Genomic DNA, 20,463 nt, shown 5'->3' on the forward strand with positions numbered 1-20,463 from the left:
GGCGCGGGGCAGGTCGCGCCTTGCGCGCGCTGATGCCGCATCTTGTTGGGGCAGGTGGTGGCTACATCTGGGGGATTTTATCATTGCGCGCGGCATGATCCACGATCTGTTGGATCCGTTTGTCGCGGGTCGGCGCGGTCTTGGCCGATTTCAGCCAGCGCAGCAGATTGCGCTGATACGACGGGGCGCTATTTGCGAAATTTGCGGCGGCAGGCGCTTGTTGGGTCAATGCGCTTTGCAGATCGTCCGGCAGGATACCCGCATCCACATCCGCCCAATAATCCCACAGACCGCTTTCTTTTGAGGCGATGATCGACCGCAATCCGGCCTCTGTCATCCGCCCCTGCATGATCAGTTTTTCGGCGCGGTCCTTATAGCTTTTTGCCCAAGCCTGCGTTTGTCGTGGCGCGATCAGCTGCATGGTGCGGTCATCGTCAAGCTTGCGCCGCAGACCGTCGATCCAGCCAAAGGCAATCACCGCATCAAGGATATCCTGGGCCGAGACAAATTTGTCCGGCACGCTTTTCTTGAAGGTGACCAGCCAGACGCTTTCGGTCTGGGTATGATGGGCCGCCAACCATTCATGCAATTGAGCGATCGAGTTGACCTGCACCATGGCAAAGCGGTCGGTGGCAAGGCCCGCCATTATGCCGCCACCGCCGTGGCCGCGGCGGCGGCGCGGTCATCGGCCCGCCGCTCTTTGCGCAGATAGGTGTGGTAAAGCACCGGCACGCCGATCAGCGTCAGGATAGAGGCAAAGCCAAGCCCCGCCATGATCGTGACCGCCATTGCCGCAAAGAAAGCATCCGTCAGCAAGGGCAGCATCCCCAGGATCGTCGTGCCCGCGGCCAGAACCACCGGGCGCAGACGGCTGACACTTGCCGTGATGATGGCTTTGTCTTGTGGCAGGCCGATTTCCTTTTGCGCGTCGATTTCTTCGACAAGGACAATGGCGTTTTTGATCAACATGCCTGACAAAGACAGCAGCCCAAGCATCGCGGTGAAGCTAAAGGCAAGGTCGGTGTAAAGCAGCCCCAGCGCCGCACCATTGATTGCCATCGGCACAATCGTCCAGATCACTGCGGTTTGACGCAGCTTGCCGAACAACAGGACCGTGATCAGCAGCATCGTCCCAAATGCCAGCGGCATCTGGCGACCCAGTGACGCCTGTGCATCGCCGGAACTTTCATATTCACCGCCCCATTCCAGGCGGTAACCGGCGGGCAAGTCAATCGCTTCGATCAAAGGGCGCACTTGTCCAAAGACGCTGGGCGGGGTCAGCCCGTCAATGACATTGGCCTGCACCGTGATCGTCGGCACCCGGTTGCGCCGTTCGATCAAAGTGTCTTCGGCAATGATGTCAAACCCGTCAATCACCTGGCTGAGCGGCAGATAATCCCCGATCGCGGTGGAATAGACGATCTGATCCAACAGCTGGCCATCGCGGTCGGTCTCGCTGCGGGGGGTGCGCACGATGATGTCGATCAGGCGATCACGTTCGCGGTAAGTGCCGGCAGGGATGCCATTCGTGGCAAGCGCAATCGCATTGGCAACATCGGCACGCCCGATCCCCGCGGCCTGCGCGCGGTCTTCGGCATAGATGGGCCGTGTGACGATTTCCATTTCGCGCCAATCATTATGTTCGCTGTGCAGCAAGGGTGTCGCGTTGCGCAGGATATCCTCTGCCTGGGCAGCAAGGCTGCGCAGCACCGCGGCATCGGGGCCGTAAAAGCGGGCTTCGATGTCCGAACTGACAGGCGGGCCATAGATGATCCGCTTGGTCTGCAATTCGGCCCATGGCAAAGCCTGCACACCAAATTGGTCCAGATCCGCGCGCAGCGCCGGGATCGCATCATCGCTTGTGGCCCTGATGACCAGCTGGCCATAAGAACTGTCGGTACTGGGCGGATTATAGGTCAGGATAAAGCGGCTTACGCCCTGACCGATCGTGGCTGTCACGGCGGCGACGTCATCGCGTGCCAGCAGCCAGTCTTCGATCACCTTGAGATCGTCAGAGACCTTGCCAATCGCCGTGCCTTGGGCGGCCTTGTATTCAAGGTAGAACAGCGGCGTTGTCGCGGCTGGGAAAAACTGCTGCTTGACCTGGGCAAAGGCCAAGACGCAGGCAACCGTGGTGCCGATCAGCCCCGCGATGACCAGCCAGCGCAGCGCCAATGCCCGCCGCACAAGGCTGCCATAGGCGCGAAAAACCGGGCCGTTATAGCCGGTGTCGTCACCGTCAAGACCGCCGGTCTTGAACATGTAATGCCCCAGCAAAGGCGTCACCGTCACCGCCACAACCCACGACAACATCAGCGAAATCCCGATCACGGCAAAAAGCGTGAACATGAATTCGCCGGTTGCGTCAGGTGACAATCCGATGCCGGCAAAGGCCATGATGCCAATGATGGTCGCGCCCAACAGCGGGATCTGGGTTTTCTGCGTCGCAGTATCGGCGGCCGCGCGCGATGTGCGGCCTTTGCGCATTTCCTGCTGCATGCTTTCGGCGATCACGATCGCATTATCGACAAGCATACCCATCGCGATGATCAGTGCGCCCAGACTGATCCGTTCGACTTTGACCTCGAACAAATACATGAAAAAGAATGTCGCCATGACGGTCAGCAACAATGACAGGCCGACAACCACCGAGGCCCTGACCCCCATGAACACCGCCAAAACAGCGATCACAACGCTGACCGACAGCGCGAGCGACACAAGAAAGCTGCTATTTGCATCATCGACGACGTGATGTTGTTCATAGATCGGGGTCAAGGTGACACCAAGAGGCAGCTCTTTTTCGAGGTCTTTTAACGCGGCTTCGACCCGGTGACCGACCGCGATGATATTTTCCGAGGACAGCCCGGACACGCCCAGGGTAAAAACCTCTTGCCCGTTGTGGCGCAGGATATGCTCTGGGTTGTCAACGCGGGCGCGGGTGACCTGGGCAATGTCCAGCAGGTTCAAAACCTCGCCCTGCAGCCCGAAGGTCAGGCCGCTGATCTGGCTGACGCTATCCTTGGCAGAGGGGCCTTCGATCCGCAGGTTTGTGCTGTCATTCGTCACAAAACCCGTTGGATTGATCGCGGTCGAGGTATTGATGGCGCCGATGATCACATCCGGGTTGATCCCCAGTGACGACAGCACCTGCGAGGACGGCTCGACAAAAATCGCCTCTTCCGGAAGCCCTTTGATTTCGACATTCGCGACACCATCAACGGTCAGCAGGTCACGGCGCAAAAAGGTCGCGATGTCCCAGATTTCGGCATCCGAAAACCCCGGCGCGGATACGGCGTAAAGAATGCCGAAGACAGCGCCAAAATCGTCGTTGACAATAGAGGTCAAGGCTTCTGCCGGGAGCGATGCGCGCGCATCGGCCACGCGGGCGCGCAGATCGTCCCAGATCTGGGGCAGTTCATTCGGGCCATAGACGTCATCGACTTCGACCTCGATGACGGATGTGCCTTGGGTGTTGCGCGATGTGACGGTCTTGACCTCGTCCATCTGCTGGATCTCGGCTTCCAGCACTTCGGAAATCTCGGTGGCGACCTCAAAGGCTGTGGCGCCGGGATAGGGCGTGATGACCATTGCCGATTTCAGGGTGAAGGTCGGGTCTTCGAGCTTGCCGACCGACAGATAGCCATAGACCCCGCCAAAGATCGCAAACAGCATGAATATCCATGTATAGATCGGATATTCGATGGAAAAACGTGCAATTTTCATGGCGTTACCTCACGCTGAGGCTGGTAAAGGGCCGCACTGTATCACCAGCGCGCAACATCTGGATGCCCGCGCCCACGACCAAGGCGGCCGGGTCCAGCCCGCTGACGGTGATCTGGGTGCCATTGGCTGACGTCACGTCCACCACGCGCCAATCCACCGTGCCGCTTTGCCCGTCATCACCGGGGGTATAGACCATGACCCGCGCCCCATCTGTGCCGATTGCAACGGCGGATGGCGGCAAGATCGTCGCATGGGCATCGCCTGCGGACAGACGCGCCGTCACCGTCATCGACGCCCCCGGAATGATCGCCGGCGGGATCTGGTCTGGTGGCAGCGCAAAGGTCACACGATAGCTTTGCCCGATATTCTGCGTCTCGGCGTTGAATTCGCGCATTGCCAAAGGCACTTCGCCTTCGAACAGGGGGGATGTGCCGAAAAAGCTGATGCCATCGACATCTGCCAGGCTTTGGAACAAGCGTTCCGGCACATCAATTTCAACGCGGACCTCTGACATGTCATGCAGGCGCACGATCGGCTGGCCAGGGGTGACATTGGCGAAATTCGGGGTCAGCCGCGATGCGACAAGCGCGCGAAATGGTGCGGCCAAACGGGCGTCATCCAGCGCATCCGCCGCCTCGCGCCAAGAGACCGCGGCCAGATCGCGCGCGGTTTCGGCGTTTTCGGCCTGCGTGGCCGAGGCGGCATTGGATTGCACCAGCGTTTGCGCCCGCGTCAGGTCACGGTCGGCCTGGGCCAGTTCTAGCCTCGCCCGTTCGACCGCGCGTTCAAAAGGCGCAAGGTTCAATGCGGCGATCTGTGCACCCTGTTCCAGAAACTGACCTTCCTCCGCCTCGAACATGACCAGCCGACCGCCGACTTCGAAAGACAGATCCACCGTTTCCAGCGCGGCGACCTGGCCAAAAAACACGCGTTCGTTTTGTGTCGCATCGCCACCCGCCGTGATCAGTTTTACCGCGCGGATCGGGGCCGGGTCGCCCGAGGGGGTCAGCGCCACAGTATCTTGTGCGTGAAGGGGGGCTGCCAAGACAAATGCCGCGACGCAAGCAGTGATCAGTTTCATAAGGTGGCTCCGGTGTGGGTACTGGGTCGTACTTAGGGGCTGCGTTGCCGTTGGCAAGACAAAATGATACGGTTTAGTACCTTTATTTTCTTAATAGACCCTCTACGTTGGAAAAATGAGCAAAGCTTCTCCTCAAGCGCGGATCATGACCAGCGCACGTCGGCTGTTCTTTGAACATGGCTTTGAAAAGGTATCGACTGACCTGCTGGCGCGGGAGGCGGCGGTTTCAAAGGCGACGATCTATCGCCATTTCAAGAACATGGATGATATCCTGCGCTGCGTCACCGAAACCGAAGCGCTGAAATTTCGTGAAACAACGCCGCCCCAGACCACGACTTTGCAAGAGCTGCGCCGCGCGCTGGTGCAATATAGCACCAAATTGCTGACCTTTCTGAACCATTCCGATACGATGGAATTCACCCGCCTGATCCATGAAGAGGCGCGCGGCAATCCCGATATCGGCAAGACGTTTTTCGATGCAGCCTATGGCCGGACCCAGCTGGATTTCGCCAAGATGTTTCAGGCCGCGCAAGCCCATGGCGTCTTGTGCGACACGACCGATCCGATGGTGATGGCCGAGGATTTGATCGGGCTTCTGGAAGGGTTGGGGATCGTGCGGGTGCAATTGGGCGTGGTGAAAACGCCCTATCCGGATGTGGATCAACGCACCGAGCGCGCCGTCACCACGATCCTGCGGATGCATGCCAAAACCGCATGACTCCGGCCGGTCCGGCGCAGGCGCTGCCATGGCGGTTTTGCGAGGCTAGGGGGTCACGGACAGGTCCAGCAACAATTTTTGCAGCGCGGGATGGGGGAATTTTCGGGGCAGGGTCACCGCGAAAAACGGTTCCGTGATCCCCAAAGCGAAAGGCGCTGTTGCCAGCACGCCGCTGGCGATTTCATCGGCGACCACGACCGTTGGCGCAATCGCCAGCCCCACCCCTTCGCGCGCAAGAAGGCGGACCATCGCCATATCATCGACATGGGCCACGATACGCGGCTGCAAGCCCAACCGGGCCACCAGATTTTCAAACCCGGTGCGGATGACATGCTCGGTCGGCAATATCAAAGGCTCATTGGCCAGCATTGCGGCAAGGCTGTCATGGCGCAGCCGGTCGGGCCGGCCATGAATGCGCACCGCCTGTTCGGCAATCCGCTGCGCTGCGAAGGACCTGCCCGACAGTGTGTCGGGGGTCTGGGTCATCAGGACAACATCCAGCGCAAGGCTTTCAAGATCATCCAACAAGACTTGGGTATTGCCCGATTTCAGCCAGAAGCTGCCGGCATTCGACGCCAGCAGCGGCCGCAAAAACTGCATTTGAAAATTGCGCGACAATGTCGACAAGGCCCCGATCCGCAGCGGCGGCGCCATCGTGCTGTTTTGCTGGAGCGTTGCCAAAAGCTCGTCGCCGGTGGTGAAAATCCGCTCGGCATGGTCAAGGGCGATGCGCCCCGCTTCGGTCAAGACAAGGCTGCGTGCGACGCGGTCAAAGAGCGCATAGCCAAGGCGATCTTCCAATTGCTTGATCTGCACCGACAAAGCCGATTGCGCCACGTTCAGCCGTTCCGCGGCGCGGCCCAGATGGCCTTCGCGGGCGACTTCGCGGAAATAGCGCAGGTGATGATAATTCAGACGCGAGTTCATTCTGTTTTATAGACCAAAATCATCAGAATGATATATTTTTATTTCGCTTCCCGGTCCTCTATCCCGGCGCGGTAACCCGCAAGGAGCCCGCAATGGATATTCTCATCACGATCGCCAGCAGTTTTGTCGAACAGCTGCAAAAACCGACCTTGGCCTTTTTGATCGCAGGGATGCTGCTGGCGGCGGCTGGCAGCAAATTCGAAGTGCCCGAGCCGGTCTATAAGTTCATCGTGATCCTGCTTTTGCTCAAGGTCGGGCTTGGCGCGGGGATCTCGATCCGCGAGGCGGATGCGATCACGCTGATGGTGCCTGCAATCGGCGCGGCCTTTGTGGGGGTGGCGATTGTGATGCTGGGCAGCCAGACCTTGGCGCGCTGCCGGGGCGTGGCGCAGGTGGATGGGCTGGCGACGGCGGGCCTTTTCGGGGCGGTGTCGGCTTCGACCCTTGCTGCGGGGATGGCGGTGCTGGACGATAGCGGCATCGCCTATGAAGGGTTCATCGGCGCGCTCTATCCGTTCATGGATATCGCGGCTTTGGTGACCGCGATCTTATTGGCCAAACTGGCCGCCGCGCGCAGGGTGGGCGCGACAGGCACGCTGAACGCCGATGGAACGATCAGCGGCGGAACCCAAGGCCATGTTGTGTTCGATGACAGAACAGACAGGGCAAATCTGGTCAGCGGCATCTTGCTGGATACCTGCCGCAGTCCCGCGATCTCGGCTTTGCTGGCGGGGCTTGCGATTGGCATGCTGGCACAGCCGGACGCGATCTATCACAGCTTTTATGAACCGCTGTTCCGCGGATTGCTGTCGGTCTTGATGCTGATCATGGGGATGGAGGCCTGGAGCCGTCTGGCAGAGCTGCGTAAAGTGGCACATGTTTATATCGTCTATGGCGTCACGGCCCCGATCATCCACGGCCTGATCGGTTTTCTGGTCGGCATGCTGGCGCATGAGATGACGGGCTTTTCCGCCGGGGGTGTTGTGCTTCTTGCGGTGATGGCGGCTTCCAGCTCTGACATTTCCGGACCGCCGACATTACGGGCCGCTTTGCCAGAGGCGAACCCCTCGGCCTATGTCGGCACCTCGACGGGTCTGGGCACGCCCATCGCGATCTTGAGCATCCCCTTGTTCATCGCCTTGGCAGAGCTGCTGATATGAGGCAGGCGGGGGCATCTGGTGCGGGGGCTAACGGCTCTTTCAGGTTTTCGCGCGTTCAGTTAAACTGGCCTTATCACGCTGCGCCTTGCAGAATATCCGCAACGCCCGACTGGAAATGCGTCGTCTGATGAATGCAAAAATCAAGAACATGGAAGACTTTGCGCAGGTTTGCGGAATCTCGCGGCCGACGGTGTCAAAGTATTTCAACGATCCCACCAGCGTGCGAAAATCCACCCGCGCGCAGATCGAGGCGGCTTTGGATCGCTATGAATACCGGCCCAATATCTATGCGATCAACCAAAACCGCCGCCAGACCAAGAATATCGGGCTGGTTGTCCCGAACCTGACCGACCCGTTTTTCGCGGCAATTGCCCGCACGATCGAAAGCTTGATCGTGGATGCGGGGTTCAATCCGCTTTTGCTCAGCTCGCATGGCGGGCCGGATCAAGAGGTCGCCAATCTGAACTCTTTGCGCGCGATCAAACCGGCGGCGGTTCTGTTGGCGCCCTTGGGCCGGGCGTCTCATGCAGATATGCTGGCGGCTTTCGCGCAAGAGATCCCGACAGTTCTGTTTGACGCCAATATTGACAATGTAGGCGAAGCTTTCTTTGGGTCCGACAACCATCAAAGCATCGGCATCATTGTCGATTATCTGTGCGAAACCGGCGAGCCACCGGTGTTTTTCGAGATGAAGACACCGATCAACCCCAATGCGTTCAAACGGCGCGAGGCCTATCGCGCGGCCATGGCAAAACGCGGGCTAGAGGCGCATTTGATCCAGGTCGACGGGGATGGTTGGGGCTTCGAGGAAATCGGGTTCCGCGAAGGGTCGCGGATGATCGCGCAGCGCAACCTGCCCAGCAATACGGTGCTGTGTTCCAATGATCGCCTTGCCATCGGGCTGCTGTCGGCCGCTTATGAAAGCGGCTTGCGGGTCGGGGCGGGGGCGGGCAGCGCGCTGCGGATTGCGGGCCATGATGACCATCCGTTTTCACGCTACACATCCCCCAGCCTGACCACGGTATCGCAGGATTACGACGCGATTGCCGCGCGCAGCGTGGATACGATTCTGAACCTGATCGAGTCCGAAGATCGGTTGGACCAGCGCGAGGTGACGCTGTTCGAGGGGCGTTTGGTCAAAAGAGGCTCTGCCTAACATATTGTTTTCATTTCTTGAAAATACTTAATTTTGCGCGCGCAAAGTTTTTAATTGACGCATGGTGACTGTGCGCCTTAGGGTCTGGAAATCATCCAATCTAGGGAGGACAGGGGATGTCTCATAAGAATACATTGCTCGGCGCAACAGCGCTGACGCTTGCCACTGCTGTTGGTGCGTTTGCGGATGGTCATGCGCCCGCGCTGACCATCGCAATCGTGAACAACGGCCACATGATCAACATGCAGACCGTTGCCGAAGCCTATACCGAGCAAACAGGCGTTGCCCTGAATTGGGTGTCACTGGAGGAAGGCGTTCTGCGCGAACAGGTGACATCTGACACAGCCACCGGTGGCGGTCAGTACGACATCATCAACATCGGCATGCAAGAAGCCCCGATCTGGGGTCAGGCTGGCTGGATCGAACCGCTGAACTTTAGCGCAGATTATGACGTCAATGATATCCTGCCTGCCATGCGCGGCGGTCTGTCGGCGGATGGCACGCTTTATGCGGCGCCGTTCTATGGGGAATCCTCGATGGTCATGTACCGCAAGGATCTTGCCGATGCGGCCGGTGTCACGATTGCGGATAACGACAGCTGGGACAATATCATGACAGCCGCGGCTGCGATGCATGACCCGGCCAATGGCGTCTATGGTGCCTGCCTGCGTGGCAAGCCCGGTTGGGGCGACAATATGGCGTTTATCACCACTGTGGTAAATTCTTATGGCGGCGCGTGGTTTGATGCCGATATGCGGCCAGTGCTCGATTCCGCGGAATGGAACGCGGCGATCAACATGTATGTTGAATTGCTTGGCTCTTACGGACCTCCAGGGTCTGAAGGCAATTCCTTCAACGAGATCCTCGCGCTTTATAACGAGGGCAAATGCGGCATGTGGATTGATGCCACAATCGCGGCGTCTTTCCTTGAAGTTGACGGCGTCGCCTATGCCCAGTCGCCCAATGCGGGCAACCCGGTTGGGGCAAACTGGCTCTGGGCTTGGGCAATGGCGGTTCCTGCAGGCTCGCCCAACATGGAAGCGGCCATGGATTTCATCGCATGGGCCACGTCCAAAGATTACATCCAGGCCGTCGGCAACCACCCGGATTTCGGCTGGGGCTCTGTGCCAACAGGCACACGCGCATCCACCTATGCGATCCCTGAATTCCAGGCGGTTGCAGCCTTTGCAGAGGCGGAAATGATGGCGATTGAATCGGCGGCACCCGAAGCCACCGCCATCAAGCCATATGTCGGCGTGCAATTTGCAGCGATCCCCGAATTCCCCGAAGTGGGCTCGGCCGTTGCACAGGAAATGGCTGCCGCTTTGTCGGGCGCCAAATCGGTCGAGGCTGCCTTGGCCGATGCACAGGCAGCAGCTGATGCGATCATGCAAGAAGCAGGCTATTACTAAGCCGCGCGAAACCGGAAGGGCCGTCATCTGGCCCTTCCGACCCCTGACGGGTTGATTGGCCCCAATCGCACCGTCGCCAAACAGGCCAATTCTGGTTATTCAGATCCAAAACAGGTCCGCGACCTTTCGTCCGGCAGAGGGATTAGGTATGTCTGTCAGACGCATTCCAAGGCTTCTTCAAGCGCCCGCAGTGATCCTGCTTTTGATCTGGATGCTGGTGCCGCTCAGCATGACGCTGTATTTTTCGTTCATCCGTTATGTGCTGAACAGCATGCGGCACCCCGAATGGACAAAGCCCAGTATCGAAAACTGGCGCGGCTTTGGGAATTACCAGTTCGTCCTGAATAACAAGGACTTCTTGCTGGCCATCCAGAACAGCCTGCTGATTGTTTGCTCGATCCTGTTTCTGACAGTGATCCTGGGCGTGCTGATCGCGGTGCTGATCAACAAGACCTTTCCCGGACAAGGCATCGTGCGGGTGCTGTTGATTTCGCCCTTCTTTGTGATGCCTGCGGTGAATGCCGTGCTGTGGATCAATATGATCCTTGATCCGGTGCTTGGCCTGCAAGGCGTGGCGATCGGCGGCATCAACGAGCTGATCGCCACGCTGCGCGCCTTGCCTTTGCTGGGTGGGTTCTTTGCGATGTGGCCAGAGCTTGTGCCGATCTCTTTTCGCGCCACGCAGACATCGGCCTGGGCGGTGATCATCATGGTGACATGGCAATGGACGCCCTTTGCGGTCCTGATTTTCATGACCTCCCTGCAATCCGAGGATCAGCAACAAAAAGAAGCCGCCATTCTGGACGGGGCCAGCACCTGGTCACAGTTCCGGTTTCTGACCTTGCCGCATCTGGGCCGGCCGATTGCGATTGTCGTGATGATCCAGGCCATCTTTCATCTGTCGCTCTATGCCGAGATCGAGATCGTCAGCCGGGGCAATGGCAACAAGAACCTGCCCTATCTGATCGGGGAATTCGCCAATAACAACATCGGTGCGGCAAGTGCCACCGGTATTATCGCAGTCATCCTGGCCAATATCGTTGCAATCTTCTTGCTGCGCATGGTCGGCAAGACCTTGATGGAATAGGGGCAAACCAATGGCGATTGTTGCGCATAGCTCAAACTTGTCACGATATGGTCGGCCGGTCTTGGCATGGGCTGTCGGGCTTTTGTTCTTCTTTCCGATTTTCTGGCTGGTGCTGACCAGCTTCAAAACTGATGCGGATGCCGTCAAGCCAGAGCATCTGATCTGGTTCACGCCGACGCTGGATAATTATCTGAACATGACCGACAATTACGATTACTGGCGCTTTGCCCAGAATTCGGTGATCAGCTCGGTTCTGGCGACGCTGTTCACCCTCGGCGTGGGGATTCCGGCGGCCTATGCGATGGCATTCAATCCAACGCGCAGCACCAAGGATGTGCTGATGTGGATGTTGTCGACCAAGATGCTGCCCGCCGCGGCAGTGCTTTATCCGATGACGTTTCTGGCCAAAAGCCTGGGCATTTTCGATACGCATTTCCTGATCGTGCTGGTGTTGAGCCTGATCAACCTGCCGATTGTTGTCTGGATGCTGTTCACCTATTTCAAGGAAATCCCCAAAGACATCATCGAGGCGGGCAAGATGGATGGCGTCAATACCTGGGGCGAAATCCGCGAGATCCTGATCCCCTTGGCCTGGGGCGGGATCGCCTCGACCGCCTTGCTCTGCTTTATCTTTTGCTGGAACGAGGCCTATTGGACCGTCCGGCTGACCACCATTGATGCGGCGACCCTGTCCAAGCTGATCGAAGGCAACCGCGCCCCCGAAGGCCTGTTCTTTGGCCGCCTGTCTGCGGTCTCGACCGCCGCAATCGCGCCCATCGTCGTCTTGGGTTGGTTCTGTCAGAAACAATTGGTCCAAGGTCTGACCTTTGGCGCTGTGAAATAAGACTACCGCGCTGATCCAGCACAGCGGTAGCGCAAGAAAGGAAAGACCATGGGACGCATTGTACTTGAAAAAACCACCAAGAGCTTTGGCGAAACAAATGTGATCCCGCCGCTTGACCTGATCATCGAAGACGGGGAATTCGCGGTCTTTGTCGGCCCGTCGGGCTGCGGGAAATCGACGCTGCTGCGCATGATCGCGGGGCTGGAGGGGCTGTCCTCGGGCCGCATCTTGATTGATGGCAAGGACGTCACACAGGTGCCACCGGCCAAGCGCGGTCTGGCGATGGTGTTTCAATCCTATGCGCTTTATCCGCATATGAGCGTGCGCAAGAATATTGGCTTTCCGCTTCGGATGGAAAAGATGCGCCAGGCCGAGATCGACGCCAAGGTCGAAGCGGCGGCAAAATCGCTGAACCTGATGGATTACCTCGACCGCAAGCCGGGCCAATTGTCGGGCGGTCAGCGCCAGCGTGTCGCCATTGGCCGCGCGATTGTGCGCAACCCTTCTGCGTTTCTGTTCGATGAACCATTGTCCAACCTCGATGCCGCCTTGCGGGTCGGGATGCGCCTGGAAATCAGCGAAATGCACCAACGCATGCAGACGACGATGATTTATGTGACCCATGATCAGGTCGAGGCGATGACCATGGCGGACAAGATCGTGGTGCTCCAGGCCGGGGTGATCGAACAGGTCGGCTCGCCGCTGGACCTCTATCACAAGCCGCGCAACATTTTTGTGGCCGGGTTTATCGGCTCGCCCAAGATGAACATCTTTTCGGGGGCCGCAGCACAGGAGTTTGACGCGCATTCTGCGGGTATCCGCCCCGAACATATGGATGTCAGCGCGACACAGGGCTTGTGGAAAGGCACCGTGGGCGTGGCCGAGCATCTGGGGTCCGACACGTTTATCCATGTGCATGACACAGGCCTTGGCGACATGGTCACCGTGCGGATCAATGGCGATATCGCGGTGCGCCATGGGGATGAGATCTATCTGACACCGCAAGAGGGGCGGATGCATAGGTTCGACGCTGACGGGCTGCGGATCGACTGATGCAACTTTTAGGAAAAACAGCGCTGATCACGGGCGGCGCGCGCGGGATCGGCGCGGCATTTGCCGCCGCCTATATCCGTGAGGGCGCAAAGGTGGTCATTGCCGATCTGGATATCGACCGCGCAACCGCAACCGCGCGCGATCTTGGTGCGCAGGCCGTTGCGCTGGATCTGGCCGATCTTTCCAGCATCACCGCCGCGGTCGAGAATGCCGTGCAGGCCCTTGGGCAGATCGACATCTTGATCAATAATGCGGCCGTCTTTACCGCCGCGCCGGTCATCCAGATCACCGAAGCCGATTACACCCGCGCCTTTGACATCAATGTGAAGGGGACGTTGTTTACCCTTCAGGCTGTCGCGCGTCACATGATCGCGCACGGGCAGGGTGGCAAGATCATCAATATCGCAAGCCAGGCAGGGCGTCGCGGCGAAGCTTTGGTCGCTGTCTATTGCGCGACCAAGGCCGCCGTGATCAGCCTGACGCAAAGTGCGGCGCTGGATCTGATCAAACACGGGATCAACGTCAACGCCATTTCACCCGGCGTGGTGGATGGCGAACATTGGGACGGCGTCGACGCCTATTTTGCCAAATATGAAAACAAGGCACCGGGCCAGAAAAAGGCCGAAGTCGGGGCAGGGGTCCCGTTCGGCCGCATGGGGCGGGCCGAGGATCTGACAGGGATGGCCGTGTTTTTGGCCAGTGATGCGGCCCAATATATCCTGGGCCAGACTTATAACGTGGACGGTGGGCAATGGATGAGCTGATGAAAACGCAGGCAGAAAAAGCACCAATCATCCCGCTCAAGACCCGCCATCTGGCACAGCTGCCCGCCCATGTCTTGCGCCCCAATTACGACCGCAGCGCCCTGACCCCTGGCATCGTGCATATCGGCCTTGGGAATTTTCATCGCGGCCATCAAGCCTGGTATCTGCACCGTCTGATGCAAGCGGGCCATGCGATGGATTGGGCGATCATCGGGGCCGGTGTCCGGCAATATGATGCGGTGATGCGCGACAAGCTTTTGGCGCAGGATTGTCTGACGACCCTGATCGAACTGGACCCTTCGGGCAGTGCGGCCGAAGTCGTGGGCTCGATGATCGACTATCTGCCGATCGAGCAGGGCAACGCCGCGCTGATCGCGCAAATGGCGCGCCCCGAAATTCGCATCGTCGGGATGACGGTGACCGAAGGCGGCTATTTCATAGACCCCGCGACCAAGGGTTTCGACGCGGCCCATGCCGATATCATCCATGATGCAACCTATCCCGAAACGCCCAGAACAGCCTTTGGCGCGATTGTCGCCGCCCTGCGCCTGCGCCGCCAGGCTGGCACCGGCCCCTTTACCTGCCTGTGCTGCGACAACCTTTTGGGCAATGGGGATATCTTGCGCCAGACAATCGTCTCGCTTGCGCGGATGACAGATCCTGCCTTGGCCGATTGGATCGACGCGGAATGCAGTTTCCCCAATTCCGTGGTTGATTGCATCGTCCCCGCCACCGGCGCGACAGAGCTGGCTTTGGCCCACAGCTTCGGCATTGACGATCATGCCCCTGTGACCTGCGAGAACTTTCGCCAATGGGTGATCGAGGATGCATTCTGCGCCGGACGCCCCGATTGGGACCTTGCCGGTGCGACCTTTACGGATGATGTGCATCGCTATGAAGCGATGAAAATCCGTCTTTTGAACGGCGGCCATCAATTGCTGGCCGTTCCCGGAGAGGTGTTATCCGTCGCCACCATTGCCGGATGTATGGAACATCCGCTGATCGGCCCGTTCTTTGCCAAGGTCGCGCGCCAAGAGATCGCACCGCATGTCCAGCCGGTGCCGGACATGACGCCCGAGGCCTATGTCGCGCTGATCCATGCGCGCTTTTGCAACCCCAAGATCATCGACACCACGCGGCGCGTGGCCTTTGATGGCTCGTCCCGGCATCCGGGCTTTATCGTGCCCTCTATTCGCGACGGTTTGCGCGCGGGCACCCCGATCGAGGGGCTGCTGCTGGTCGAGGCGATCTGGGCGCGGATGTGCGCAGGCACAAGAGAGGACGGCAGCCAGATCACGCCCAATGACCCGTTCTGGTCCGATCTGACAATGCAGGCCATGAAAGCGAAAGACGACCCGCAGATCTGGATCAACATGCGCCAGATTTACGGCGATCTTGGGCAGAATGATCAGGTCTCGGCAACCTTTGCCAGATTGCTGCGCTCTGTCTGGGACGATGGGACAGCCAAGGCCTTGGCGGATTACCTTGCCGGTTGACGCGGCCAAGGCTGCGGCATGACAGGCGAGAGGCCGGGCAGCGCGCGCCCTATCGGCACGCCCGCCACCGCCCCGGCACAGCGGCCCCGATGCCTGCGGGGTCTTGGTGCCGGCGCGCGCGATTTGCGCAAATCCTGAAAAACGCAAGAAAATTAGACGTCAAAGCGTTGGCATTTGTCGCAAAGCGGGCCTGAAGTCATGCCATTTCGGGGTAGAGTTTTGAAAAAGACACATCCCTCTGTTCTTGAGAGCGTAAGGACAAATTGCATGAAACGACTAGCCCTTGATGCCGCGGACATTCGCATTCTCAGCGCCTTGCAACAGCATGGCCAGCTGAGCAAGGCAAGGCTGGCAGAGGTGTGCAGCCTGTCCGCGACACCTTGCTGGGCGCGGCTGACCCGGCTCAAGGCTGCCGGATATATTCGTGGCTACCGCGCCGAGATCGCATTGGGCCATCTGGCCGATTTCGCCCAGGTGATCATGACAGTCTCGCTCAGCCGGCATCGCAAAGCCGATTTTGACCGCTTCGAGGCCTATATCAACAGCCGTGACGAGATCATTGATTGCATCGCCACGGGGGGCGGGGTCGATTACATCATGAAGGTCATCAGCCCCAGCTTGACGGCGTTTCAGGCCTTCGTGGATGACATCCATGCCGAGGATCTTGGCATCGACCGCTATATGACCCATTTCGCCACGCGGCAGATCAAATCGGCCCTGCCCAATATCGCAAAGCTGGCGACGGCGCGCGCCAAATAGGGTGTTCAGCCCAAACGGGCCAGAGAGGGTTCATAAAACGGCCCGGTTGGTCTGCAAATGCGGAATCTTCAGTCCGCATTCTTTGCCGGTCTCAGACAATATCGCCGACAGAATTGACCAGTCTGTGGTCGCGATGACCACATGCAAAACGGGAGGAGGTTTCAATGCAAGCTGATGATTTTGGTTTTGGTACACAGATCCGCAAATCGCCCTATTTTGACGCAACACTGCGTTGGGGCGCCAAGGGATTTTCCGTCTATAATCACATGTATATCCCGCGTGATTTCGGCGACCCCGAACAGAATTTCTGGAACCTCGTGAACGAGGCGATCCTGTGTGATGTGGCGGTTGAACGTCAGGTTGAGATCACTGGCCCGGATGCGGCCAAATTCACGCAGATGCTGACCTGCCGTGATCTGTCCAAAATGGCCGTGGGCCAGTGCAAATATATCCTGATCACCAATGCCGATGGCGGCATTCTGAACGATCCGATCCTGCTGCGCCTTGCGGAAAACCATTTCTGGATTTCGCTGGCCGATAGCGACATCCTGCTTTGGGCGCAGGGGGTTGCGATCAATTCCGGCCTTGATGTGACGATCGGCGAACCCGACGTATCGCCGTTGCAGCTGCAAGGCCCGCGGTCCGGCGAGATCATGCAGGCGCTGTTCGGCGATGACATCATGGACCTGCGCTATTACTGGCTGCGCGAGGTCGAGCTTGACGGGATTCCGCTGATCGTTTCGCGCACCGGCTGGTCCAGCGAATTGGGCTATGAGCTCTATCTGCGCGACGGGTCCAAGGGTGATCTGCTGTGGGAAACCATCATGGCCGCAGGTCTGGAATTCGGGCTGAAGCCCGGCCATACCTCGTCGATCCGCCGTATCGAGGGCGGGATGCTGTCCTATCACGCCGATGCCGATGCAAGCACCAACCCGTTCGAGCTGGGTTTTGACCGGCTGGTCAATCTGGATATGGAGGCGGATTTCATCGGCAAGGCTGCGCTGCGCCGGATCAAGGCGGCAGGCGTCACCCGCCAGCAGATCGGCCTGATCATCGAGGGCGAGCCGCTGACCGGCCCCAATACGACATTTTGGGAAATCAACCTTGATGGCACCCCCATCGGCAAGGTCACCTCTGCGGTCTATTCCCCACGGCTCAAGCAGAACATCGCGCTGGCCATGGTCGCGGCGGAACATGCTAATATCGGCGCACAGGTCGAGGTCGTGACAAAATCCGGCCCGACCCGTGCCACGATCTGCGAACGCCCTTTCTATGACCCCAAAAAGCAGATCGCAGCCGCGTAACGCCTTTCCCGAAAGACAACAGAGATGTCAGACCTTGCGATCGCGCTGCATTGGCACCGCGCTTCACCGGTGTTGCAAACCGGTGCCTATTCGAACGAACATACGGTCCAATATAACAGCCGCTATGACTTGCTTGTGGATTCCGCCCCTGATTGGGGCGGCGATCCGGATAATACAAACCCCGAACAGGCGCTCGCCTCGGCGCTGTCCAGCTGCCATATGATGACATTTCTGGCGCTGGCCGCCAAAGCCGGCTGGCCGGTGGCCAGCTATCATGATTATGCAGAGGCGCATCTGGGCAAAAACCCCAAGGGCCAAATGTCCGTCACCCGGATTGATCTGCATCCTGTGGTCAGGTTCGACACCGGCTTTGTCGTCAGCACAGAAGAGCTGGCACAGATGCAGGACCGCGCACATCGCTATTGCTTTATCGCCAATACCTTGGCTGATAGCGTCGAGATCAATATCCTCTGATATCCGCAAAGGACCCGCCCGATGACATCTTCTGACATTTTGTTGCACGATCTGGATGCAAGCGGCATCCTGCGCCTGACGCTCAATGATGTGGGGCGGCGCAATGCGCTGTCCGAGGCGATGCTGGCCGCATTAGGCGCCAGTTTTGCTGATGCCGGGTCCGATCCTGCGGTGCGGGTCATCGTTCTGGCCGCCAATGGCCCGGCCTTTTGTGCCGGTCATGACTTGAAGGAAATGACCGCCGGGCGCGCGGCGGATGACGGGGGCAAGGCCTATTTTGCAAAGGTCATGTCCCTTTGCGCGGGGGTCATGCAGGGGATCGTCAATTGCCCGAAACCGGTGATTGCCGAGGTGACAGGTATCGCCACCGCCGCTGGCTGCCAGCTGGTGGCAAGCTGTGATCTGGCGATCGCGGCGGATGGCGCGCAATTCAGCACGCCGGGGGTGCATATCGGGTTGTTCTGTTCGACGCCCATGGTGGCGCTGTCGCGCAATGTGGCGGATAAACATGCAATGGAAATGCTGCTGACCGGCGATATGACCAGCGCTGCGCGCGCCGCCGAGATCGGGCTGGTCAACCGCGCTGTCGCCGCCGAGGCCCTGCCCGATGCCGTCATGACGATGGCGCGCAAGATCGCGTCGAAATCCAGCATGACGCTGGCCACCGGCAAACGCGCCTATTATGCGCAGCGCGAGATGACCCTGGCTGATGCCTATGATTATGCATCGGGGGTCATGGTGGAAAACATGCTGGCGCAGGATGCCAAAGAAGGTATCGGCGCCTTTGTTGAAAAACGCATGCCCCAATGGCAAGATGCCTGAGCCATGCAGATGACCCCCTATGACAAAGATCTGGACCGCAACCCGGCAAATTACCAGCCGCTGACGCCGCTGACATTTCTGGAACGCGCGGCATCGGTCTTTCCCGATCACACCGCGATCGTGCATGGCCCGTTGCGGCGCAGTTACGCGGAATTTTACGCGCGCGCCCGCCAGCTGGCATCGGCCTTGGCGCAGCAGGGCATCGGGCGGGGCGATACGGTCTCGGCGGTTCTGGCCAATACGCCCGCGATGCTGGAATGTCATTACGGCGTGCCGATGACGGGCGGCGTGCTGCATTCGGTCAACACGCGTCTGGATGCCTCGGTGATCGCGTTCCAGCTGGACCACGCCCTGTCCAAAGTCGTGATCGTGGACCGTGAATTCATGCCATTGGTCCAGGAGGCGCTGGCCTTGGCGACAGTGTCCCCCATGGTCATTCAATATGATGATGCGGAATTCACTGGCCCTGCCGTGCCGACAGATGCCGCTGATTATGAAACCTTTCTGGCCAAAGGCGATCCTGCATTCGACTGGCTGATGCCGCGCGATGAATGGGATGCGATTGCGATCAATTATACATCCGGCACGACAGGGGACCCCAAAGGTGTGGTGTCGCATCACCGCGGGGCCTATCTTTTGGCGCAGGGCAATGCGCTGACCACCTCGATGGCAAAACATGCGGTCTATCTGTGGACCCTGCCGATGTTTCACTGCAACGGCTGGTGCTTTCCCTGGACGCTCTCGGCGATCATCGGCACCCATGTCTGCCTGCGCCAGGTGCGCGCAGAACCGATCTGGACCGCCTTGGCCGAAGAGGGCGTGACCCATCTATGCGGCGCACCGATTGTCATGTCGCTGATGATCTCTGCGCCCGCCGCGCAAAAGCGCAAGCTCGATCACAAGGTGCAGGTCTTTACCGCCGCAGCGCCGCCGCCCGAAAAGCTGTTGGCGGATATGAAACTGGCAGGGTTTGACGTCACGCATCTTTACGGGCTGACTGAAACCTATGGCCCCGCCGTTGTGAATGACTGGCATCAGGATTGGTCCGACCTGCCGCCAGCGGAACAGGCCGCGCTGAAGTCACGCCAAGGCGTGCGCTATCTGCCGTTGGAGGGGCTGGACGTTCTGGACCCCGACACGATGCTGCCGGTCCCGCGCGACGGCAAAACCATGGGCGAGGTCATGTTTCGCGGCAATGTCGTGATGAAAGGCTATTTCCGCAACCCCAAAGCCACGCAAGAGGCCTTTGCAGGGGGCTGGTTCCATTCCGGCGATCTGGGCGTGCGGCATCCCGATGGCTATATCCAGCTCAAGGACCGGTCCAAGGATATCATCATCTCTGGGGGCGAAAACATCTCTTCGATCGAGGTGGAAGAGGCGCTCTATCGTCACCCCGCGGTCGAAATTGCCGCCGTCGTTGCCATGCCGCATGACAAATGGGGCGAAACGCCCTGCGCCTTTATCGAGCTGGCCGCGGGCCAAACCCTGGACGCAGCTGCGCTGGGCCAGTGGTGCAAGGGCCAGCTTGCGCCTTACAAAGTGCCACGGCATTTCGTTTTCATGCCTATTCCGCGCACCTCGACCGGCAAGATCCAGAAATTCGTCTTGCGCGACCAGGCCCGGCAGATCGCGAAAACAACACCAGCCGGCTAAAGGACCCCGGATATTGCCCGCGCCCAAGTG

Annotated in this window: 18 protein-coding genes; 14 read left to right on the forward strand and 4 right to left on the reverse strand. The window is 59.1% G+C overall.

Going from position 1 to position 20,463, the window contains the following annotated elements:
* Nucleotides 1–61: 61 nt before the first annotated feature.
* The 3 genes from LOKVESSMR4R_RS03925 to LOKVESSMR4R_RS03935 are packed head-to-tail and all read right to left on the reverse strand — an operon-like array spanning nucleotide 62 to nucleotide 4,804.
* The gene (locus LOKVESSMR4R_RS03925) at nucleotides 62–646 is read right to left on the reverse strand and encodes a YdeI/OmpD-associated family protein (RefSeq protein WP_087206397.1); all 585 of its coding nucleotides are present in this window, start codon (nucleotides 644–646) and stop codon (nucleotides 62–64) included.
* Nucleotides 646–3,723, reverse strand: coding sequence for an efflux RND transporter permease subunit (locus tag LOKVESSMR4R_RS03930; RefSeq protein ID WP_087206398.1), 3,078 nt, complete (start codon nucleotides 3,721–3,723; stop codon nucleotides 646–648). The genes LOKVESSMR4R_RS03925 and LOKVESSMR4R_RS03930 overlap by 1 nt, the downstream gene beginning before the upstream one ends.
* A gap of 4 nt (nucleotides 3,724–3,727) precedes the next feature.
* Nucleotides 3,728–4,804, reverse strand: a complete 1,077-nt coding sequence (locus LOKVESSMR4R_RS03935; protein WP_087206399.1) for an efflux RND transporter periplasmic adaptor subunit — start codon at nucleotides 4,802–4,804, stop codon at nucleotides 3,728–3,730.
* 145 nt (nucleotides 4,805–4,949) lie between these two features.
* Here LOKVESSMR4R_RS03935 and LOKVESSMR4R_RS03940 point away from each other — a divergent pair, with 145 nt between their 5' ends.
* Nucleotides 4,950–5,522 carry a TetR/AcrR family transcriptional regulator gene (locus LOKVESSMR4R_RS03940; protein ID WP_237331899.1) on the forward strand — a complete coding sequence of 191 codons (573 nt, stop codon included), beginning with the start codon at nucleotides 4,950–4,952 and terminating at the stop codon, nucleotides 5,520–5,522.
* 45 nt (nucleotides 5,523–5,567) lie between these two features.
* Here LOKVESSMR4R_RS03940 and LOKVESSMR4R_RS03945 read toward each other — a convergent pair whose 3' ends face one another.
* Nucleotides 5,568–6,449 (reverse strand): LysR family transcriptional regulator, encoded by an 882-nt coding sequence (locus LOKVESSMR4R_RS03945; RefSeq protein WP_087206401.1) that lies wholly within the window; start codon nucleotides 6,447–6,449, stop codon nucleotides 5,568–5,570.
* 92 nt (nucleotides 6,450–6,541) lie between these two features.
* Between LOKVESSMR4R_RS03945 and LOKVESSMR4R_RS03950 the strand changes: the two genes are divergently transcribed.
* The 13 genes from LOKVESSMR4R_RS03950 to LOKVESSMR4R_RS04010 all read left to right on the forward strand — a co-directional run bounded on the left by LOKVESSMR4R_RS03950 (nucleotide 6,542) and on the right by LOKVESSMR4R_RS04010 (nucleotide 20,433).
* Nucleotides 6,542–7,609, forward strand: coding sequence for a sodium-dependent bicarbonate transport family permease (locus LOKVESSMR4R_RS03950; protein WP_087206402.1), 1,068 nt, complete (start codon nucleotides 6,542–6,544; stop codon nucleotides 7,607–7,609).
* Nucleotides 7,610–7,733: 124 nt separating this feature from the next.
* On the forward strand, nucleotides 7,734–8,765 hold the full coding sequence (locus LOKVESSMR4R_RS03955) for a LacI family DNA-binding transcriptional regulator (protein ID WP_087212569.1): 1,032 nt from the start codon (nucleotides 7,734–7,736) through the stop codon (nucleotides 8,763–8,765).
* A gap of 116 nt (nucleotides 8,766–8,881) precedes the next feature.
* Entirely contained in the window at nucleotides 8,882–10,177 is a 1,296-nt protein-coding gene (locus LOKVESSMR4R_RS03960) for an ABC transporter substrate-binding protein (protein ID WP_087206403.1), read from the forward strand.
* Nucleotides 10,178–10,325: 148 nt separating this feature from the next.
* Entirely contained in the window at nucleotides 10,326–11,264 is a 939-nt protein-coding gene (locus tag LOKVESSMR4R_RS03965) for a carbohydrate ABC transporter permease (protein ID WP_087206404.1), read from the forward strand.
* Between the two features lie 10 nt (nucleotides 11,265–11,274).
* The gene (locus LOKVESSMR4R_RS03970) at nucleotides 11,275–12,108 is read left to right on the forward strand and encodes a carbohydrate ABC transporter permease (RefSeq protein ID WP_087206405.1); all 834 of its coding nucleotides are present in this window, start codon (nucleotides 11,275–11,277) and stop codon (nucleotides 12,106–12,108) included.
* A gap of 48 nt (nucleotides 12,109–12,156) precedes the next feature.
* Nucleotides 12,157–13,161: an ABC transporter ATP-binding protein gene (locus LOKVESSMR4R_RS03975; RefSeq protein ID WP_087206406.1), complete on the forward strand. Its 1,005-nt coding sequence runs from the start codon at nucleotides 12,157–12,159 to the stop codon at nucleotides 13,159–13,161.
* Entirely contained in the window at nucleotides 13,158–13,925 is a 768-nt protein-coding gene (locus LOKVESSMR4R_RS03980) for an L-iditol 2-dehydrogenase (protein WP_087206407.1), read from the forward strand. Before LOKVESSMR4R_RS03975 ends, LOKVESSMR4R_RS03980 begins: the two co-directional genes overlap by 4 nt.
* Nucleotides 13,925–15,421 carry a mannitol dehydrogenase family protein gene (locus LOKVESSMR4R_RS03985; protein WP_087212571.1) on the forward strand — a complete coding sequence of 499 codons (1,497 nt, stop codon included), beginning with the start codon at nucleotides 13,925–13,927 and terminating at the stop codon, nucleotides 15,419–15,421. The genes LOKVESSMR4R_RS03980 and LOKVESSMR4R_RS03985 overlap by 1 nt, the downstream gene beginning before the upstream one ends.
* 267 nt (nucleotides 15,422–15,688) lie before the next feature.
* The gene (locus LOKVESSMR4R_RS03990) at nucleotides 15,689–16,180 is read left to right on the forward strand and encodes an Lrp/AsnC family transcriptional regulator (protein WP_087206408.1); all 492 of its coding nucleotides are present in this window, start codon (nucleotides 15,689–15,691) and stop codon (nucleotides 16,178–16,180) included.
* Nucleotides 16,181–16,344: 164 nt separating this feature from the next.
* Nucleotides 16,345–17,484: a glycine cleavage T C-terminal barrel domain-containing protein gene (locus LOKVESSMR4R_RS03995; RefSeq protein ID WP_087206409.1), complete on the forward strand. Its 1,140-nt coding sequence runs from the start codon at nucleotides 16,345–16,347 to the stop codon at nucleotides 17,482–17,484.
* 24 nt (nucleotides 17,485–17,508) lie between these two features.
* Nucleotides 17,509–17,958 (forward strand): OsmC family protein, encoded by a 450-nt coding sequence (locus LOKVESSMR4R_RS04000; RefSeq protein ID WP_087206410.1) that lies wholly within the window; start codon nucleotides 17,509–17,511, stop codon nucleotides 17,956–17,958.
* Between the two features lie 21 nt (nucleotides 17,959–17,979).
* Nucleotides 17,980–18,780, forward strand: coding sequence for an enoyl-CoA hydratase (locus LOKVESSMR4R_RS04005; RefSeq protein ID WP_087206411.1), 801 nt, complete (start codon nucleotides 17,980–17,982; stop codon nucleotides 18,778–18,780).
* A 3-nt stretch (nucleotides 18,781–18,783) separates the two neighbouring features.
* A complete protein-coding gene (locus LOKVESSMR4R_RS04010; protein WP_087206412.1) occupies nucleotides 18,784–20,433 on the forward strand; it encodes an acyl-CoA synthetase in 1,650 nt (549 codons plus the stop codon).
* The last annotated feature ends 30 nt before the right edge of the window (nucleotides 20,434–20,463 follow it).

The organism is Yoonia vestfoldensis, from assembly GCF_002158905.1.
Taxonomy (GTDB): domain Bacteria; phylum Pseudomonadota; class Alphaproteobacteria; order Rhodobacterales; family Rhodobacteraceae; genus Yoonia; species Yoonia vestfoldensis_B.

Excerpts from the sequence above, each read along its gene's own strand:
- LOKVESSMR4R_RS03995 (WP_087206409.1), top strand. The coding sequence starts at position 16,345 with ATGCAAGCTGATGATTTTGGTTTTGGTACACAGATCCGCAAATCGCCC.
- LOKVESSMR4R_RS03990 (WP_087206408.1), top strand. The coding sequence starts at position 15,689 with ATGAAACGACTAGCCCTTGATGCCGCGGACATTCGCATTCTCAGCGCC.
- LOKVESSMR4R_RS03925 (WP_087206397.1), bottom strand. The coding sequence starts at position 646 with ATGGCGGGCCTTGCCACCGACCGCTTTGCCATGGTGCAGGTCAACTCG.
- LOKVESSMR4R_RS03975 (WP_087206406.1), top strand. The coding sequence starts at position 12,157 with ATGGGACGCATTGTACTTGAAAAAACCACCAAGAGCTTTGGCGAAACA.
- LOKVESSMR4R_RS03950 (WP_087206402.1), top strand. The coding sequence starts at position 6,542 with ATGGATATTCTCATCACGATCGCCAGCAGTTTTGTCGAACAGCTGCAA.
- LOKVESSMR4R_RS03940 (WP_237331899.1), top strand. The coding sequence starts at position 4,950 with ATGACCAGCGCACGTCGGCTGTTCTTTGAACATGGCTTTGAAAAGGTA.
- LOKVESSMR4R_RS04005 (WP_087206411.1), top strand. The coding sequence starts at position 17,980 with ATGACATCTTCTGACATTTTGTTGCACGATCTGGATGCAAGCGGCATC.
- LOKVESSMR4R_RS03935 (WP_087206399.1), bottom strand. The coding sequence starts at position 4,804 with ATGAAACTGATCACTGCTTGCGTCGCGGCATTTGTCTTGGCAGCCCCC.
- LOKVESSMR4R_RS04000 (WP_087206410.1), top strand. The coding sequence starts at position 17,509 with ATGTCAGACCTTGCGATCGCGCTGCATTGGCACCGCGCTTCACCGGTG.
- LOKVESSMR4R_RS03945 (WP_087206401.1), bottom strand. The coding sequence starts at position 6,449 with ATGAACTCGCGTCTGAATTATCATCACCTGCGCTATTTCCGCGAAGTC.
- LOKVESSMR4R_RS03930 (WP_087206398.1), bottom strand. The coding sequence starts at position 3,723 with ATGAAAATTGCACGTTTTTCCATCGAATATCCGATCTATACATGGATA.
- LOKVESSMR4R_RS03965 (WP_087206404.1), top strand. The coding sequence starts at position 10,326 with ATGTCTGTCAGACGCATTCCAAGGCTTCTTCAAGCGCCCGCAGTGATC.
- LOKVESSMR4R_RS03970 (WP_087206405.1), top strand. The coding sequence starts at position 11,275 with ATGGCGATTGTTGCGCATAGCTCAAACTTGTCACGATATGGTCGGCCG.
- LOKVESSMR4R_RS04010 (WP_087206412.1), top strand. The coding sequence starts at position 18,784 with ATGCAGATGACCCCCTATGACAAAGATCTGGACCGCAACCCGGCAAAT.
- LOKVESSMR4R_RS03985 (WP_087212571.1), top strand. The coding sequence starts at position 13,925 with ATGAAAACGCAGGCAGAAAAAGCACCAATCATCCCGCTCAAGACCCGC.
- LOKVESSMR4R_RS03960 (WP_087206403.1), top strand. The coding sequence starts at position 8,882 with ATGTCTCATAAGAATACATTGCTCGGCGCAACAGCGCTGACGCTTGCC.